General features: G+C 55.3%; 13 protein-coding genes. 6 read left to right on the forward strand and 7 right to left on the reverse strand.

The features are described 5' to 3' along the window. Positions 1-31 precede the first annotated feature (31 nt). The 3 genes from EGJ68_RS13440 to nhaD all read right to left on the reverse strand — a co-directional run bounded on the left by EGJ68_RS13440 (position 32) and on the right by nhaD (position 3,695). Positions 32-649, reverse strand: coding sequence for a TetR/AcrR family transcriptional regulator (locus EGJ68_RS13440; protein ID WP_123035083.1), 618 nt, complete (start codon positions 647-649; stop codon positions 32-34). Positions 650-754: 105 nt separating this feature from the next. Further along, on the reverse strand, positions 755-2,137 hold the full coding sequence (locus EGJ68_RS13445; RefSeq protein WP_123035084.1) for an MFS transporter: 1,383 nt from the start codon (positions 2,135-2,137) through the stop codon (positions 755-757). A gap of 130 nt (positions 2,138-2,267) precedes the next feature. Beyond that, on the reverse strand, positions 2,268-3,695 hold the full coding sequence (gene nhaD, locus EGJ68_RS13450; protein ID WP_233248817.1) for a sodium:proton antiporter NhaD: 1,428 nt from the start codon (positions 3,693-3,695) through the stop codon (positions 2,268-2,270). A 386-nt stretch (positions 3,696-4,081) separates the two neighbouring features. Between nhaD and EGJ68_RS13455 the strand changes: the two genes are divergently transcribed. After that, positions 4,082-4,894: a universal stress protein gene (locus EGJ68_RS13455; protein ID WP_123035086.1), complete on the forward strand. Its 813-nt coding sequence runs from the start codon at positions 4,082-4,084 to the stop codon at positions 4,892-4,894. A 98-nt stretch (positions 4,895-4,992) separates the two neighbouring features. Here the strand turns inward: EGJ68_RS13455 and EGJ68_RS13460 are convergent, their stop codons facing one another. From EGJ68_RS13460 to EGJ68_RS13475, 4 genes are read right to left on the reverse strand one after another with little or no spacing between them, the layout of a single operon-like run. Beyond that, positions 4,993-5,730 (reverse strand): hypothetical protein, encoded by a 738-nt coding sequence (locus tag EGJ68_RS13460; protein ID WP_123035087.1) that lies wholly within the window; start codon positions 5,728-5,730, stop codon positions 4,993-4,995. After that, complete coding sequence (locus EGJ68_RS13465; protein WP_123035088.1) at positions 5,730-6,512, reverse strand: creatininase; 783 nt, start codon at positions 6,510-6,512, stop codon at positions 5,730-5,732. Before EGJ68_RS13465 ends, EGJ68_RS13460 begins: the two co-directional genes overlap by 1 nt. Positions 6,513-6,546: 34 nt before the next feature. Beyond that, a complete protein-coding gene (locus tag EGJ68_RS13470; RefSeq protein ID WP_123035089.1) occupies positions 6,547-7,269 on the reverse strand; it encodes an SDR family NAD(P)-dependent oxidoreductase in 723 nt (240 codons plus the stop codon). Continuing rightward, positions 7,263-8,564, reverse strand: coding sequence for an aromatic ring-hydroxylating oxygenase subunit alpha (locus tag EGJ68_RS13475; protein WP_123035090.1), 1,302 nt, complete (start codon positions 8,562-8,564; stop codon positions 7,263-7,265). Before EGJ68_RS13475 ends, EGJ68_RS13470 begins: the two co-directional genes overlap by 7 nt. Before the next feature lie 152 nt (positions 8,565-8,716). Between EGJ68_RS13475 and EGJ68_RS13480 the strand changes: the two genes are divergently transcribed. From EGJ68_RS13480 to EGJ68_RS13500, 5 genes are all read left to right on the forward strand, one after another. Then, positions 8,717-9,616: a LysR family transcriptional regulator gene (locus EGJ68_RS13480; protein WP_158283661.1), complete on the forward strand. Its 900-nt coding sequence runs from the start codon at positions 8,717-8,719 to the stop codon at positions 9,614-9,616. A gap of 144 nt (positions 9,617-9,760) precedes the next feature. Next, positions 9,761-10,111: an alkaline phosphatase family protein gene (locus tag EGJ68_RS13485; protein WP_158283662.1), complete on the forward strand. Its 351-nt coding sequence runs from the start codon at positions 9,761-9,763 to the stop codon at positions 10,109-10,111. 819 nt (positions 10,112-10,930) lie between these two features. Then, positions 10,931-12,571, forward strand: coding sequence for a sensor histidine kinase (locus tag EGJ68_RS13490; RefSeq protein ID WP_123035093.1), 1,641 nt, complete (start codon positions 10,931-10,933; stop codon positions 12,569-12,571). Further along, positions 12,568-13,188 carry a response regulator gene (locus tag EGJ68_RS13495; RefSeq protein ID WP_123035094.1) on the forward strand — a complete coding sequence of 207 codons (621 nt, stop codon included), beginning with the start codon at positions 12,568-12,570 and terminating at the stop codon, positions 13,186-13,188. Before EGJ68_RS13490 ends, EGJ68_RS13495 begins: the two co-directional genes overlap by 4 nt. Positions 13,189-13,776: 588 nt before the next feature. Further along, positions 13,777-17,439, forward strand: coding sequence for an EAL domain-containing protein (locus EGJ68_RS13500; protein ID WP_158283663.1), 3,663 nt, complete (start codon positions 13,777-13,779; stop codon positions 17,437-17,439). Positions 17,440-17,486: the final 47 nt, after the last annotated feature.

Consider the following 17,486-nt stretch of genomic DNA (forward strand, 5'->3'; position numbering starts at 1 on the left):
GGAACAGGGCGGCCTGCTCGCGCAGGTCGTCCTAACGCGACAACAGAATATCCAACACCGTCTCGCAGTAGGCTTCCACGGTCTCATCATCGATGGTGATACCGTAAATTTCACGCGCCTCAGGCGCCAGCGTGAACAGGGCCTGGCACGCTGCTGAAACAATATAGAGCAGGAAAACAGGGTTGTGCTTGGGTAGCACGCCGTTTTTCACGAGCGCCTGGGTCATCACGTCCACAGACTCGTGCTGCTTTTTGATGAAATGCTCCGTCGCCCAGCACAGCTGCTCTCCATCCTGGATAGAGGTTTGCACCATGATCCGGGCGTGGTCCGGGTGCTCTGCGCAATAGCGGATGTAGCGCCGCAGCCAGGCAATGTACATTTCCCTGTCGCCCGCCATCAGCTTTTCACGCGATGCATCGTCGAAAGCCATCTTCCGTGCCATACGGTCGAAGAGAAAGCGGACGGCTTCTTTCCAGAGGTTGTCCTTGGATTCAAAGTGATAACGAATGACCGCGTGGTTACAGCCAGCCAGTTCGGCTATGTCACGCACGTTGGCTCCCTTGAAACCCTCGCGCGAAAACACCTCAAGAGCAGCCGCGAGAAGGCGGTCTTTCTGAGAACCTGTTTGAGAGTCCAAAACGGCGGGCATAAACGTTTCCGATTGAGTCAGTAGATATCAGCGATTGCCGCTGCAGATGTTCGCGGCGGCGCCGGGGTTGCGGCTGTCATGATACGCTGAATCAGTGCACTCGCTCTAGCGTTGCGGGAGTTGGTCGCGTACACGCAGCTGGTCTTTGATTCTTGTGTGCTCGGCAGCATCCAGAGGGTAACGAAAGAGTACCACCAGGGTTAAGAGCGCCCCCAGAGCGGGAATAAGCGACATAATACTCTTCAGGCCCAGTAAAGTGCCCTCACTTTGCGCCACATTGGGTACGAAGCCCACGCCATCCAGTAATACGCCCAGAATGAACGCGTTCAGACCCAGCGCTGATTTTTGCGCAAAGCTGGCAAAACCGAATACCTTTGCTTCGTGATTCTCGCCGCTTATCCAGCGGTCATATTCCACTGTGTCGGGCAGCATTGACCAGAACATCACCGCAAACGAGGAGGTACCGAGCCCGATAAATGCAAGAGAAGCGTAAACGGCAAGCGTGTTCTGCATGGGCAAGGCAAAGAACAGCAGGCAACCGAACAAGGTAATACCCGCCCCCAGCATCCACGCCTGACGTTTTGACCGGCGCACCGAGTACCAGGCCCAAAGTGGCGCGCACAGGATAAGAATAGAGGGACCGATTATCAGCGCAAGCCCCGCAGCGGCTTCATTACCCACCGCGTACTTGAACCAGTAAATAATCGTCTTGCTCAGCATGGCCAAACAGAGGCTGGCGAGCGTAATGCACAGAAACACGCGTACCAGCGGCCCGTTACGGCGCAGCATGGCGATTGCGGTACGAAAATCGTCGGCGATACCTCCCTGAACAGGCGATGCCTCAGCGATAGCTTGCTCGCGAGTGCCCGCAAAACACACCCACATTGCCGTTGTCGCCGCCACCGCCATCAAAACAGCTGCCAACAGCCAGCCCTGCCCGGGATCGCCAGACCACTCTGTAAAACGGGCGACGATACTCGGCGTTGCCATAGCCGTTGTGAGCCCACCAATGGCGGCTGCCTGCATGCGTGTACCTGCCAGCCGGGACCGCGATGCACTGTCCAGCGCAACCCGCACCGACAGTGACGAATACGGTATCGCGTAGAGCGTATAGAGCGTTCGGAAAATCAGATGCGTAGCCAGTGCATAGGCAATCAAGGGTCCCGCGGAGAGCGTCGAAGGCACGTAGAACATCGCGCAGAAAGCCAGGGCAAGGAAAGGCGGCGTTAGCAGCAAGTAAGGGCGGTAACGACCCATGGAGGTCTGGGTTCGGTCGGCGAGTCCCGCGATGAGTACGTCGGTGATCGCGTCCCAGAGCGACGCGATCAATATGGTAACGCCTGCCCACCACGCCGGTATGCCCAGGATATCGGTGTAGAAAAAGAACAGGAATAGACCCACGCCCTGCCAATAGACGTTCAGGCCGAGGTCGCCGACGGCGTAGCTCACGCGTGTGCCGAAAGACAGTGTGGACGATGCAGGAGACATTAGCGCGCTCGGTTGCGTTAGCTTATTGTGTTTATCCAAGCGGATAGACTAGAACAGAACCTTCATCCGAGGCAACACTTCGTCACCTGTGTGGCGTCAAGAAACCTGCGCGAACCACCAGAAAAGATTGCTAGAACAACACCGCATTCAACCACATATGCGTGACAATCGAGGCCACGTAGCCACAGGCAATGACGGGCGTCCAGCGCAAGTGCGACATAAGCGTGTAGTATCCTCGGGCCTGACCCATCAGCGCGACACCCGCAGCAGAGCCAACCGACAGCATCGAGCCGCCGACCCCTGCCGTGAGCGTCACCAGCAGCCACTGCCCGTGAGACATGTCAGGCTCCATGGAGAGTACCGCAAACATGACTGGAATATTATCGACAACGGCCGAAATAACACCGACCGCAACGTTGGCGCCGGTGGTGCTCCAATCTGTGTAGAGAACCTGAGAGACTTCGGACAAATAGCCGATATAGCCGAGGCCGCCAACGCAAAGTACTACACCGTAGAAAAACAAGAGCGTGTCCCACTCGGTTCGCGCCATCGGGTTGAACACGTCAAACGGCACTGCGTTGTCGAGCCTGTCCAGCAAACGGGTGTTCTGCTGGGCTTCAGCCCACCGCCGCTCTTTGGCAACACCGCGCTTGAAGCTGAGACGCAGGTAGTATCCCAGCAGCTGTAAATAGGCGAGCCCCATCATCATGCCGACCACTGCCGGCAGGTGCAGAAAATTGTGGCCCAGCACTGCGGTTGTGATGGTCAGTAGAAACAAGGCTACGGTACGCCGGGCGCCGCGCTTCATGATCACAGGTTCCATGGCGTCTTGCGGCGGTTCACGGGGAATGGCGAAGCTCATAATCACGGCCGGCACCAGGAAATTGACGGCGGACGGAATGAACAGCCTGAAGAACTCGGTGAACTCAATCATGCCCTTTTGCCACACCATGAGTGTGGTAATGTCGCCAAAAGGCGAAAAGGCGCCACCCGCGTTGGCCGCAATGACAATGTTAATACACCCCAGGCTGATGAACCGCGGGCTTTTTTCCCCCACCTTCAGCAGAACGGCACACATCAACAAGGCCGTGGTGAGATTGTCTGCAACGGGCGATATGAAGAACGCCAACACGCCCGTAATCCAGAAAAGACTCAGGTAACTGAAGCCCTTGCTGACCAGAAAGCTTCGCAGGGCATCGAACAGTTGGCGCTCCTCCATCGCGTTGATGTAGGTCATTGCCACCAGCAGGAACAGCAGTAGTTCGGAGTATTCCAGCAGGTTGTGCTCCAGAGCGGCATTGGCGCTTTCCGTATCGCCCTGAAGCGCCGCAAAACCGGCTACGAGGAACCAGATGAGACCCGCAGCGAGCAGCACCGGCTTACACTTGCGCAAGTGGAGCTTCTCTTCGAACAACACAAAAAGGTAGGCCACCGTGAAAATCGCCAGAGCCAGGTAGCCTACGGGGTGCCGTGTAAACACCACGCTATCGGCCTGGGCCACACTGGCAAAGGTGCTACTCGGGGACAGGACGAGGGCCAACAGGCTGATCGCCAACACTCGGCTCCCGCAGTTGCATGCCATAGCCCACCGGGCACGCGCCCCGGCAAGTCGACTGCGTAAATGACTCAGTTCCATCATGGTTCCAGACTCGAATACCGTGTACGAAAGGGCCAGGCCCGAGGTGCGCGCATCTGAACACAGTCAATGCCTGTTTCAATTGACCTATGTCGCCAAAACGACATTTTTTTGGGGTATATTGATGACAGGTGTCTCTGCCTGTGCGACAACAGGGAGGCTTTGCGAGTGCACACTATGTCGGCCCACAAACGCTCCAACCGAGGTGGGAGAAAAAGCACCGTAAAATGGTCACAAAGCATGGATGAAAGCCCCGAGCGTGGGGATCATGGCCCGAACACACCCTATCGGAGAAAGCGAGGTTTTGGATGAGCACCACTCACTATCTTGTCGTATACGACCCCACCCAGGAACAACAGCCTGCCCTGTCGCGCATGGTCGCGATCGCTGAGAATACGGACACGGAGCTGCGAGTTTACTGTTGCATTCACGGCGATCTGCCGCGCGGTGACGGTCAGGACGCCGAAATCGAAAAGCGCATCGCCGGACAGCAGCAGGTGTTGACGGCAGCCGTTGCCCCCCTGCGTGAGAAGGGAATACCCGTTGCCATTGAGGTGGAGTGGGACAAGGACTGGTATCGCGCCGTCGTCAATGCCGCCGAGCGGCACAAGGTGGATGGCGTGGTGAAGTCCTCCCACCGGCACTCTACCGCTCAGCGCCGCCTGAAGCGGACCTCGGACTGGACGCTCATACGTGAGTGCAGTTGCCCGGTTCTGCTGGTCAAGGGCGATGGCAGCAATCAAGCCGATATCATCCTCGCCGCCCTGGATACTCGCGGCGATCAGGACGCCTATCGCACGCTGAACCAGAAAATACTGGACATGTGCCGCGAGTTCTTCGAGCAGACTGACACCGAAGTTCATTACATCAGCGCCTACAAAGACCTCGCGAACCGGCCGGACCGGGGCTCATTGATCCGCGCTTGCGACGTGCCAGCTGAGCGAGTGCATATCGTGATGGATGAGCCACACGATGCCATTATCAAAACCGCCCGCGAAATCAATGCGGGAATGGTGGTAATGGGCACGTCGGCGCGCTCGGGCCTGTCGGCGATGTTAAACAACAACGCAGCCGAGAAAGTTCTTGACGAGCTGGAGTGTGACTTGCTGGTCATGCCGTAGCTTGATCGGCAGGCGAGGCCAGTAAACGTTGTATCACGGCTGGTCTCGCCTCCTTGTTTCAGGCGCTTTTCATAAACCAGGTTGCGTGTCTGGCCAACTCAGTGGGCGGTCGGTGCCGCAGGTTTGAAAAGTGTGTTCTCGCGCCAGGGTAAAGTGGAATGCGAAATGCTCCAGCCCACAGCCTGGATGCAACCTAATGACAGCTCGAAATCGACAAAGCGTTCCAAATCGTCCCGGTTAGCCACCCCCGCGCAGAGACGTCGGTGAATAGCCAACAGTCGGATTGGCGCTGTCTGACGTTCACGCAAATACATGAAATAACTGCCCTGAACCAACAACACGGTCGCGATGCCGCGCACGGCGTCAACGCCTTGCAGGACGAAACTGCTCCCCTGCTCGCTTCCGGGCAGTCGTTCCCAACATTCGTAGAGCGGGTCCAGCACGCCCCTTTCATGCACGATATCACCCTCGAATCGCATTCTTCCAATGTCAGGCGTGTTTCGAAGTGAGGAATCATGTTGTCGATCCCATTGACACAGATCCTCATTCAGCCGGGTAATACCACAGAAACCCTGCTGATGAAGGCCCAGCCACTTTAACTGGCTCACGCTGCAGGCCGTGACACTGTCGATCCCTGTAAAATCCGGTCGCCCTTGCCCAATGCTCAAGTCCGCGTGCCAGTCGCCGGTCTGCAACCAGTATCGATTCGTCACCTCGTCCCTGTTGCCTTCGCTGTCTATCCAGACCTTGCGCTTCCACACACCGAGGTAGCTTTTCGTGACACCGGGGTCGTTGAAGCGGGGAACCCGCCCCTCTTCTGATTGCGGCATCCTCATCACGGGCGCTCCATCTCTGACTGTAATGCCGCGCTGATCTTCTCCACATACTCATCGAACAACAGCTTACCCTTCTCGGCACTCGCGCCTTTGGCTTGCGAGAGAACCCCGGAGGGAGGAATCTGGGTCAGGTTGTAGGGGAATACGTCAAACGCCGGGAAATCCGCTGGTGGATCATTCGGGATCTTGTCGAGTCTTACCAGGTGGGGGTGAAGGTGCAGGCTCATGGAGGTCTCCATAACAGCCGCATGTTCAAGCGCGTAACCAGGAAACCCACCCGGAAACACTTTCTTCAGTGTTTCCTCGGAGGTGAAGTCCCAATATTCCAGACGTACAACCCTGACATCGGTAATGCCGTCGCGGCGAGCCTCCGTCAATGCGAGGTCTATCCCCTCAGTAAGAAACATCATGTTCTCATAGTGACCATCAATCACTGCAATACGCTTGACACCATGGCGAACAAACTCCAGCAATACATCGCGTAATAACAATGACAACGTGTGGCCTTCGAGACTGGTTGTGCCACAGAAATGGTTACCTCCGCCCATTCGTGGCTGCGACTTGTAGCCGTAGTTGAAAGGCGGAGCGACGATAGCACGAATTCGGTCAGCAATGGCTTTGGAGATTGCGAGGGGTACCAGGTGGTCTGTCCCCATGGGCAAGTGTGGACCGTGTTGCTCCAGGGCGCCCACCGGCAGTAAAACGAACGGATTTTCGCGCTGAATACTGGCCTGGTACTCGACCCAGGTGAGCTCTGCCATCAGATTGGTTTCTATTGTCATGCAGGGATTCTCTCTTGTGGCATACGTTGCGTCATCAGCGCATTGCGGCGCCGCCATCAACGCCATAACACTGCCCGGTTACGAAGCTGGCACCGGAGCTGGCCAGAAAGCAGGCAACGCCTGCAACTTCCGCTGCTTGCCCTATTCGGCCCAACGGGTTTTCGCATTCGAGCGCCTGTTGGGCCGCCGTCATTGCGGAAAAGTTGATCAGTGGCGTGTCAATCGGCCCCGGGGCAACAGCATTCACCCGCGCGCGGCTGCCGAGCTCTCGTGCCAACGAACGCGTAATAGCAATGACCGCGCCCTTGGTGCCACTGTACGCAGCGGCGCCGGCGCGCCCGAGGAAGCCCAGCTCTGAGGCGACATTGATGACTCTCAGGGCATCGTCACCAGCATCATCTGTCAATGATTTCACAACCTCCCGGCTCATCAGCAGAAGTCCGCGCACATTAACCTGATACATACGGTCCAGGCTGTCGGCTTTCAACTCGCTGAGCGCTTCATCGATCTCAATACCCGCCGAATTCACCAGCAGATTAATTCCGCCAAGCTGACTTTTCGCTTGCTCGATTGCAGACACTATGGCCGCCTCATCCGCCAGGTCTGCCTGCACCATCGGAAAGCCAGCGTTCGTTGCGCCCTGCAGATCAATGCCGACGACACTGATGCCTGCGGCCACGAACTCGGTTGCAATGGCCTTGCCTATGCCACTCGCCGCGCCTGTAACCACAGCACATCTGTGCGCATAGGTCAGCATTGAGCAGACTCTTGTTGACTCCGCTCCACTCCCTTCAAGGCCGCGCGTGTGGGATACACACCCTGAACCCGTGCCGCCAGGTAGCGCTGAATCAGCCACACCGGTTCTTCTAAAACACAAAGCCTCCCACGTACTGACTTGCTGGACGCCAGGCCACGCTGGACCGCCGTATTTACCTGCATATCCTGCGAGTGGAAATCCGAGAGCATTCTGGTTTCGCTGGAGAGAAGCTCGTCGATGTTATCGTGCGCGAAGTTTTCTTTAGTGATGAGCGTCATGGTTTCCACACGACAGCGGTTGGCACTGATGGGGAAGAGACGGTACCAGAGCACGCGGTCCCGCATAGTCAGAAACAGGAAGCACGGAAACCCCAGAAAGAGCCCCCACTCCAGTTGCTGGTCAACGCTCAGGTTGGGAATCAGTTTAAAGCCCCTGGGTTCTGCGCCAGACGCCAATTCATCCTGCACTTCCTGCACGGCCTTCGGGTTAAACGGCAAGTGGCAGTGGATAAACCCGGGTTTCTCCGCCTCGGTCCAGGTTGTGCGAGCGGGCATCGTTCGCTGCAATGTGTCGTGGTGAGCCCCCATGTGGTGATAGGACTCCATCCAGTTCTCGATCATGACTTTCCAGTTGAACTCGCACTCCCAGTCCAGTTTGATAGCCACTTCAAGCTCGGCTACGTTCCAGGGGCCTATCACCTCCTGCAATTCGGCATACTGTTCGGCTAGCGCAGGGGCGCTGCCATTGAGGTTCACGAAGACAAACCCCTCCCAAACCTCTGAGCGGAAAGGCGACAACCCCCAGTCACTGATGCTGAAATTGTCTGAGGCCTGCATCTCCGGCGCCGCCCGCAACTTGCCATCAAGTTCAAATGACCACGCGTGGTAGGGGCAACTGAACCGCTTTGTTGTGCCTTCGCGTGGGTTTTCGAAGCACTCGTGCATGATGTCAGCCGCCCGGTGAGGGCAGATCCGGGACAGAACACGAATGCTCATATCGGATTGGCGCACGACCATCAATGGCTCTGACAACAGATCGAGCGCCACATAGCTGCCGGGCGCTTTGATTTGCGAGACATGCGCGACGCACATCCACCCAGTGGCCAGTGTATTTGCGCGCTCGAACTGGAAATACTCTTCGCTCGTGTAGGCCGCTTGAGGCAGCGTTTTCGCCCGGGTCAGCGGTAGCTGCGCACACGCCATAAGGTCACTGTTGATCTCATCAATCCCGGTGGTAGCCGCCTCGTGTGCTGTGCCAATGCTGTCCGCCGCACGAGTAGTAATACCTGTACTCATATTTGCCTGCCTAAAAGTCAACGATCAAGGTAGGATTCCTGTATTTACAGGGGAAGGATCAATTGAACACTGAGTAGATGGGGAGATGAATAACGAATAATGAAGTGTTACATTCGTTTTTTTCAATGTAATGGTGAGTAGCGATGCGACGAATGGATAACATGGATTTGCGGTTGCTTCGGATCTTCGCCACTCTGGTGGAAGCGGGCAGCTTCACCGAGGCACAGGCTGAACTGAATATTTCACAGCCAACGCTCAGCACGCATCTATCAACACTGGAGCAACGACTGGGCAACCGCCTGTGCGATCGTGGCCGCAAGGGCTTCCGATTGACCCCTTTCGGTAGCAAAACCTACAGCGCCGCCAAAAAACTGTTCGCAGATATTGAGGCGTTCAACGAAACCATGGGGCAACAATCGCTTCCGCAAAAACGTTTGAGGCTGGGCATCATCGATGGGGTGGTAACCAATGCGTGTCTTGGACTGCAACGGGCGCTAGAGGCATTCCCCGCTACGCACGGTGATATTTTCATCAGCCTGGAGCTGGGTACCCCTGAAGAGCTGGCCGCCGCCATAGCAGACGACCGCATGGACCTGGCAGTCGGCCCGTTCACGTCAAAACTGGACCAGATCCTCTACACGCCCATACACCAGGAACTGCATGCCCTGTACTGTGGAAAGGGAAATGAGCTGTTTGGCGTTGAGCAGGACAAAATCACGCGCAAGATGCTGGATGCAGCGCGTTTCAGCGTGAGGGGATATCGCAAGCTTGACGATATTTATCGGGTGGGCCACCCAAGGGCAAGTGCACAGGTATCTCGCACCGAAGCACAACTCATGATGATCCTGTCAGGCAGGTATATAGGTTTTCTGCCGTGTCACGCGGCAGAGCCCTGGGTGGAACGACATTTGTTGAGACCATTGAAGATGGGGGCCCACAGTTTTTCGTCACAACATTACATCGCTTACAAAGAACAGAATTTCGACCATCCGCAAATTCAGGATATGGCAAAGATCATCAAAGGGGAGGCCCTGTGTGCGGCGAACGGCTGAACGCTGCCACCTGCACAACAGCCATAAGACTGGGCAGCGCCAGCGCAATAGGTGGGTCGTGCACGCAACTGTTGTTCCGAACAGGCTTCGAACGCGCTAGGAGCCCGCGCTCATGCTCAAGTCACGCTCAACCGAAAAACGCCGGTGCATAGTGGCAGACGGTCGGTGTGCGGCGTAGAAAAAACGCCAAGACTCGAGCGTTCAACCCGGGACTACCCACAGACGGTCACGCCGCCCGCTGGCGCACCCAATGTCGAGGTCATTCTCCTCGACGATCTTGGCTTTGGCCAACCCGGCACCTACGGCGGGCCGATCCCGACGCCCACGCGCGCGGCGCTACTGGCGGTGCGCAACCACTACCAGAGCGGCTTCGGCACTATCAGCGAACTGTCCACCGGATATCCCGGCTACAACAGCGTCTGGCCCTGCTCGTCGGGAACCATCGCGCAATTTATGAAAGATCACGGGTATTCCACTGCTGCGTTTGGTCAGTGACACAACACGCCAGACGGGGAAACCTTGGCCTTCCGCCCGAAAACACCGGCCTGACACCGCGACCGAAGGCGATCGAGGCCTGGGACACGGTCAGCACAGATGCCAGACGGCTCTAAGCCCGGCGACAGAACGTTTTCGTGGGCTTGCTTGCCCAGTCCGGGCATGAGATCGGCAGGCCCGTCCACGAAAATCACTATCCTGTGCGTGGGGCCTGGGAGGGGCTTTGCCCTTCCAGTGAATGAAGCGTGCACCCTCTCACTTTGGTGGCACAGGCAACGGCATGATCGTCAGCTGGCACGCGCGAAGTCCGCACACAAGCGGTACCCGCCCGCAATTCCGCCATGTGGTTGATATCGCACCGACGCTTCTGGAGGCAACAAACCCCAATCGAGGCACCGGGCACACGCCAGACTCAATACTTTGGAACCAGGGGCCACCGCGCGCTCTACCACGATGGCTGAGTCGCGGCCTCATTCCATGGCGCGACCTCGGTACTCACCGCTTCTGTCGACTTCGACAACAGGGAGTGGGGACGCTGTACCATCGAGGAAGATTTTCCCCACGCCCACCATCTTGCGGCGGAGAAGACGGAGAAGCTCGCAGAATCACAAATGTCACTGTACAGCGCACCCCCGCAATGCAGTAGTGGGTGCTTAAACGACTGAAAATCAGTAGACGAACATGTCGGCCTGAAGCATGGAGTTTCATTGACAACCAAACCACACCAGGTCAAAAGTCGACCGTGACTTCACGGCATCGAACCTCTACACTGATAATCACACAAGTAACCCATTACGTATATCCACACGGAGAAACGTTATGGCGAGAGTGACGCCCGATGCTCTGTTCGAATTGTCGGGAGATATACCTTGTGTCCGTGACTGGCTTCCCGCTCAAATCGAACAACATAAAATTCGCTGGCATTTTGTTGCAGTAACCGCGGCCTGTTACGCTATCGCTGCGCTAGTTGTGCTCGGATTGTACGCATCACGAAACGACCTCCCCTTCATGTACCTCGCGGCGGGGATTTACTGGGCCGGTCTCTTGCTTACCTCCAGGCGTGAATGGTTGGCGATCGTACCTTCGATCTTTTTCATTCAGCTACTAATGGATCTGATGGTATACGGCGCACCAATCGCAGCAGCGCTCGTCTTCGCCCTGTCAAAAACACTTGAGGGTCTTTGTGGTGCCGTGTTGCTTCGATATCTTTGCTCACACACGCAAACAGCTCTAACACGCACCACCTACTTTGTACTTATAGCGGGGGCATTGTTACCGTCGATTTTTGCAATTCCACCGGCTCTTGTGAGTCTTTCCAGCACGATTGACCCACTAACGTCAGGCTGGGCGGAGTCGGCTCTTGTACAGGCCTCCGGTACAATCATCGTGACGCCTGCCGCTGTTTCAGCGTGGCTTTTCTTGTCGGGACGAGTCTCGCTTACGAGGAAAAAAGCGGAAGCCATTACCTTGGCGTTAATCATCGTAGGCGTTTCCTCTGCTGTATTTCTCTTCGAACTCTCAACACATCCGGCCAGCATCTATCTGGTAACGCCTGGATTGTTCTGGTCGGCAGCTAGATTTGGGTCTATCGGTGCAGCAACGTGCAACATTGTAGTGGCGGCGTTTGCCAGCGCAGGGGTTGTAAATGAAACTGCGCAAATTTTCGCCGCCTCATCGCATGAGTTTTCAGTTGGCCTTTGCCTGTACCTTTTGATCAACACCGCCACAAGCATCATTATCGGTGCGACTGCCGATGACAGAAATTCCCGCATTAACGAAATCGAGCGGGGGCGGAGGCAGATCAGAGAGCTTGCGGTACGCCAGAATCGGAAAGAGGACGAGTTCCGCGCCGCTACCGCCAGGCTGGTTCACGATAGCCTCGGGCAAACGCTTGCACTCGCACGAATCAAACTTGACCTTCTGGGGGCGCGTATGGAGGTTGAGCAATCAGACGATCGCATGCTCATTGAACTGAAGGAAATTCTGGATGAAGCCATAAGGATTTCCCGGTCGATAACTGCAAACGTCGCGTCATCCGTGCACGAGGGTGGTGACTTTCAGGCGGCGCTGCAACAACTACTCTCTGACTTGATGTCGGACCATCAGATCGACACCACATTCGAGTGTGATCAATCGCCGGAACTTGACAAGTCTCGCGCCTCCAGCCTGTTTCGTTGCACAAGGGAATTACTCGTCAATGTCGTCAAGCACGCAGAGGCATCGAGGGTAAAACTATCCATCGCGCACGGAATGAACGCTTTGCGGATAAAAATCCGGGACGACGGACGTGGGATCAAAGTCGACCCGTTCCATCATCGCGGAAAAGCTCCGGGATACGGGCTGTATAGTTGCGGATACACCCTTGAAGACCTTGGAGGCTCGCTGGAGGTACGTACCCCGAACGAAGGCGGCACGGAGGTCATAATGGAAATTCCAATAGTAAAAGAGGCCCTCACATGAAAGATATCACCATTGTGGTTGCCGAGGACCACGAGATGCTACGTAGCGCAATTGTGGCCTATCTTAGCTCAATCAACGGTTTCAACGTGGTTGCCGAGGCCGCAGACGGGGATGCCGCTATTGCCGAAACACGACGTACCAAGCCGGATGTACTGGTACTTGACCTTCAACTACCCAAGAAACACGGTTTAATCGCGATCAAGGAAACACAACGTATGACACCCAAACCGGCGGTCGTTGTCGTGTCCATGCACTCGCAGACCCACTTCGTAAGGCAAGCTTTCGAAGCGGGCGCGCTTGGCTATCTACTCAAGGAAGCGGCCGTGGATGAACTCGGAGACGCTATTCAGACTGTTCTCTCGGGTAAGGCATTCACTTGCAGACGACTCAAAGCCAAGCTCTCACCTCAAGATGCACGAGCCGCACTCAGCATCCGCGAAGAGCAGGTTCTGCGGCTCATTGGCCTGGGACGCTCCACACGGGAAATCGCAACGCAACTACACCTGAGCGTCAAGACAATCGAATCACACAGAAAGCACATTATGGATAAACTCGAACTTTACTCTGTTGCGGAACTGACCCGGTACTGCCTCCAGACGGAACTGATCGATAGCTGACAAGCAGTTGCTAATCTTCAACACCATTGAGTAGTCTATTTCAGGGAATCCCTGATAGCGAGCAAAGACAACCCGGCCTACTCTAGGGAAGTTAGGTCCGCGCCCTCTATGGAATCATGACCGCTCAAAGCTAGACATGGCGTCAACAGGAGCAAACTTCGTGAACTTTTTCGTACATATAACGGACACTCCACTGCGCCACGGTGGTCGCGTTTAGGTCTGGAAGCGATATTTCCCAGGAACAGCGTTCTCACCAGCCTCTCTTTGCGAGACAAATCAAAGCCGGCAGCGCTACATCTTTTCCGAATCATAGCTCACTCGCGGCGACACATCAGAAGCGCGATTGTCTGACACCCGCAGTAATCTCGCGGCCGCCAGCCAGATTGATCGACGGTTAACAAAGACACAGGGCGTCAAACTCTCCCCGTTTTCAGCAAGCAAACGAGCCTGCCGAATCGACCGTTCCTCAGTGGGCCCATATAACTACCAAAGGTGACTAGGTTGTCTAACCCGAGTAGTACGAAGCAAGATTCACGGAACAATGGATTAAAGGACAACAGCACGGGACATGTACCTGAATCGTTCTATGTGCTCGACGATGACCAACTCGTTGGACAAACTCTCGCTCGCCTGGTCGAATCTAACGGAATGGTGGCACGCGTCTTTACGGACACGACGAGGTTTTTTCACACCCTGGAATCGGAATCGCCAGACTACATCGCGATAGACTTGTTCATGCCTGACATGGATGGCCTGGAGGTCATCCGCAAGCTCGCAAATCTGCACTGCAAAGCCAGAATAATTATCGCAAGCGGCGCCAACGACCGGGTCGTACACGCTGCTTCGCTGGCAGCTGAGGAGCAGGGCTTGCAGCTTGCCGGCGAGCTCGCAAAACCCTATGACATCACAAGCCTTCGTTATCTACTTGAGGTATCGGATCACCAATATCAGACTCGAACTACGAAACAAACACATCAAGCAGATACAGTGAGTCTTCGAGATATCGAAACAGCCATCCACAGTGGACAGCTGGTTCTTCATTACCAGCCAAAAATCGATTGTAGGTCAAGAGATATCAGAGGCTTCGAGACGCTTGTCCGCTGGAATCATCCGAGCCTGGGACTTTTAGGGCCCGATCGCTTCCTACCCTTTGTGGAAGACTCCGAACTCATGGAGCCCCTGACGCATTATGTCTTCTCCACCGCTCTCTCGTGGTACGCGGATAACGCTGCCGTATGGGATCAGTGTGGCGACGACGTCCACATCTCCGTAAATATATCCGCGAGGAGCCTGCGCAACGCTAACTTTTCTGAGACCCTCTTCCACTATTGCGCCAAAGCAAAGGTTCCTACCTCTCGTGTGGTTCTGGAACTCACGGAAACAAGTGCCATGGATGAGCCGACAATTTCCCTTGAGCTGTTGACACGATTGCGCATGAGGGGCTTCCTGCTGTCGATCGATGATTTCGGTACGGGGTACTCTTCGTTGGCACAGCTTGTCAGATTACCCTTCTCGGAGATCAAGATCGACCGCTCCTTCGTGAATAATTCGATGCGTTCCCGGGAATCAAGGACTGCCGTACGCTCCATCGTTGAGCTAGGAAAAAGTCTGGGCATGCAGACAACAGCGGAGGGAATCGAAGACGCGGCGACACTGGCGTTCGTGACTGCCATCGGCTGCGACGTCGCACAAGGGTTCCACATTGCCAAGCCCATGGCCGAAAACGAGATATTAGCATGGATAGCTGAACGAGCTAGTCGTGACATGCATGAACCCCGCAAGGACGTCGAGGACCATAGTAATGCGCGTGCCACGCGAAGTTTGTCAACATTCGGGAACCCGAACTTCTTTGACATCGCGCCTTTGAGTCGGCTCGAGAGTCACTCACCAGCCACCGATTTTTTGCCACAGTCGAAATACGACAGGGTAAGTAGCTGTACGAGATTTGAAGACGAGGACGATGTGAGCTGGCTGGACGGCCGACTGAAAAGCATTGTCGACAGCATGAACACGTCCTTCCTCATAACCAACCCCAGCCTGCAAGTCACATTTGTAAACCAGGATTTCATTCGGCTCATCGGAAATACAGAGTCGCCCTTCGCTGGCAAACAACTGGCGGAGGTCATCCCGTTAAACCCGGTTTGTCGGCTCCTGAACAACCTAAAAGCCTGCAGAGAAGACGGCTCCTCCATTGAATTTGAGGAATACCTCGAGCCGCTTTCAATTTGGGTCAGCGGAGAGGCTCATAAGATTCTGGGTGGGTTCGCCATATACTTCCGCGACACGACGCAAGCGCATGCGAGCACGCAAAACCTGCGGCTGCTCGAGGCCGCAGCATCACGCATAAATGACGTGTTGCTTATTACTGACTGTAATACAATTGAAGCGCCAGCGGGACCAAGAATTGTCTATGTAAACGAGGCCTTCGTCCGCATCACCGGCTACAAGCGAGAAGAGGTACTGGGCAAGACTCCCAGAATTTTACAGGGCGCACTATCAGACCGGAAAGAACTCGATCGAATCAGACGAGCCCTGGAAACATTCACGCCGATACGCAGCGAGATCATCAACTATACGAAATCCGGCGATCCACTCTGGTTTGAGCTGGACATAGTACCTCTCACCGGCGAGAGCGGAAGATACTCGCATTTCGTATCGGTGCAGCGTGACATAACGCAACGCAAGGAGGCAGAGGAACGGCTTCGCAAAAGCGAAGAGCGCTTTCAATTTCTCGCCTCGGCAACGCAGGACATGGTGCGTGACTGGGACATCGCATCGGACACTATCCGGTGGAACGCGAAAGGAGAGCGCCTGATGTCCCTCGATAGCGGCGGCACAAGCCGCCTCAATGACTGGACAAACATCATTCACCCCGTAGACCGACAGAGAGTTCAATCCAGCCTGAAGGCATTTCTAGCCGGTAATGAATCGATTTGGGAATGCGAGTACCGATTGGTAGAAGCAGAAGGCGTTTGCGTATCTATCGTTGATCGGGGCTACGCTGTCCGTGGGCACGATGCGGAACCGATACGTGTGTTGAATAGCATGATGGACGTCACCGATCGCAACGAACTCGCGGCTCACCTACACCGCTCACAAAAACTGGAGGCCGTTGGTCAGCTTACCGGTGGAGTCGCCCACGACTTCAACAATCTCCTGACAGTAATTCTGGGGAACGCTGAGCTTCTGGTAGAAAAATTGCAAGAACAGGATAGCAATGGGCTGCACTCACTGGCGAACATGATCGTCACTGCCGCACACAGTGGTAACGAGATGATTAAGCGGCTGCTGGCCTTTTCTCGCAAACAGCCTCTAGAGCCACAGCCTGTTGACGTGAACGCTTTGATCGCTGACTTTGCCATGCTCCTGCGTCGTTCAATTCAGGAAAATATCGAATTCAAGGTCGTTGAGGGCGGCGATCTTCAACTAGCCTACGCGGATACAGCACAGTTGGAAGCGTCGCTACTAAATCTTGTCATCAACGCGAGAGATGCTATCTGCGGTGACGGCACCATAACCGTAGAGACATCAAATATCGTTATCAAAGCAACTAAACGACACACTCAAAACGACGTTGCCCCATACACCTTCGTCAAAATTTCGATTAAGGACACTGGAAGTGGTATGTCTGAATACGTGCGCAACCGAGCCTTAGAACCATTCTTCACAACCAAAGGTGCCAAGCGGGGCAGCGGGCTCGGCCTGAGCATGGTGTATGGATTCATCAAGCAGTCAGGTGGTCACATTCGTATCCTCTCGCAAAAAGGAAGAGGCACAACAGTAAACCTGTATCTGCCCATCGCGCCGAAAACCTATACCGCGCAGAAGTCAATTCAGGAAACCACGCTACCCGTTTCCGCCTCTCATGAACATATTCTGGTTGTCGAGGATGACGATCTCGTCAGGACGCACGCCGTAAGCGTTATCTCCTCGATGGGATACAGCGTGCATACCGCGAAATCAGTGAACGAGGCTCTTGAGGCGCTTGCCATGCGATCTGATATTGACCTGCTATTCACGGATCTGATACTCCCCGGCGGGATTCAGGGCGACCGACTTGCTGAAATTGCGCTGCGCCAGAAACCGACGATCAAGGTGCTTTTGACGTCTGGATATCTTGGCGCCGGACACAACTCCCCCGGTCCTTCTACATCGGCGTTTCACGTACTGGCAAAGCCGTACGGTCGTCGTGAGCTGGAGCGAAAATTGCGCCATGTTCTTCACCCCGCTGAAGCCGCCTGTCACACGTAGGCAAGAAAAGACCCACCGCCAAACATGATTTGGAAATAAAATATTCA

The sequence above is a fragment of the Haliea alexandrii genome, assembly GCF_003719295.1.
In the GTDB taxonomy this organism is placed as follows: Bacteria; Pseudomonadota; Gammaproteobacteria; order Pseudomonadales; family Halieaceae; genus Haliea; species Haliea alexandrii.

Coding starts and splice junctions, on each gene's coding strand:
- EGJ68_RS13495 (WP_123035094.1), top strand. CDS start 12,568: ATGAAAGATATCACCATTGTGGTTGCCGAGGACCACGAGATGCTACGT.
- EGJ68_RS13445 (WP_123035084.1), bottom strand. CDS start 2,137: ATGTCTCCTGCATCGTCCACACTGTCTTTCGGCACACGCGTGAGCTAC.
- EGJ68_RS13440 (WP_123035083.1), bottom strand. CDS start 649: ATGCCCGCCGTTTTGGACTCTCAAACAGGTTCTCAGAAAGACCGCCTT.
- EGJ68_RS13470 (WP_123035089.1), bottom strand. CDS start 7,269: ATGCTGACCTATGCGCACAGATGTGCTGTGGTTACAGGCGCGGCGAGT.
- EGJ68_RS13455 (WP_123035086.1), top strand. CDS start 4,082: ATGAGCACCACTCACTATCTTGTCGTATACGACCCCACCCAGGAACAA.
- EGJ68_RS13460 (WP_123035087.1), bottom strand. CDS start 5,730: ATGAGGATGCCGCAATCAGAAGAGGGGCGGGTTCCCCGCTTCAACGAC.
- EGJ68_RS13475 (WP_123035090.1), bottom strand. CDS start 8,564: ATGAGTACAGGTATTACTACTCGTGCGGCGGACAGCATTGGCACAGCA.
- EGJ68_RS13480 (WP_158283661.1), top strand. CDS start 8,717: ATGGATAACATGGATTTGCGGTTGCTTCGGATCTTCGCCACTCTGGTG.
- EGJ68_RS13465 (WP_123035088.1), bottom strand. CDS start 6,512: ATGACAATAGAAACCAATCTGATGGCAGAGCTCACCTGGGTCGAGTAC.
- EGJ68_RS13490 (WP_123035093.1), top strand. CDS start 10,931: ATGGCGAGAGTGACGCCCGATGCTCTGTTCGAATTGTCGGGAGATATA.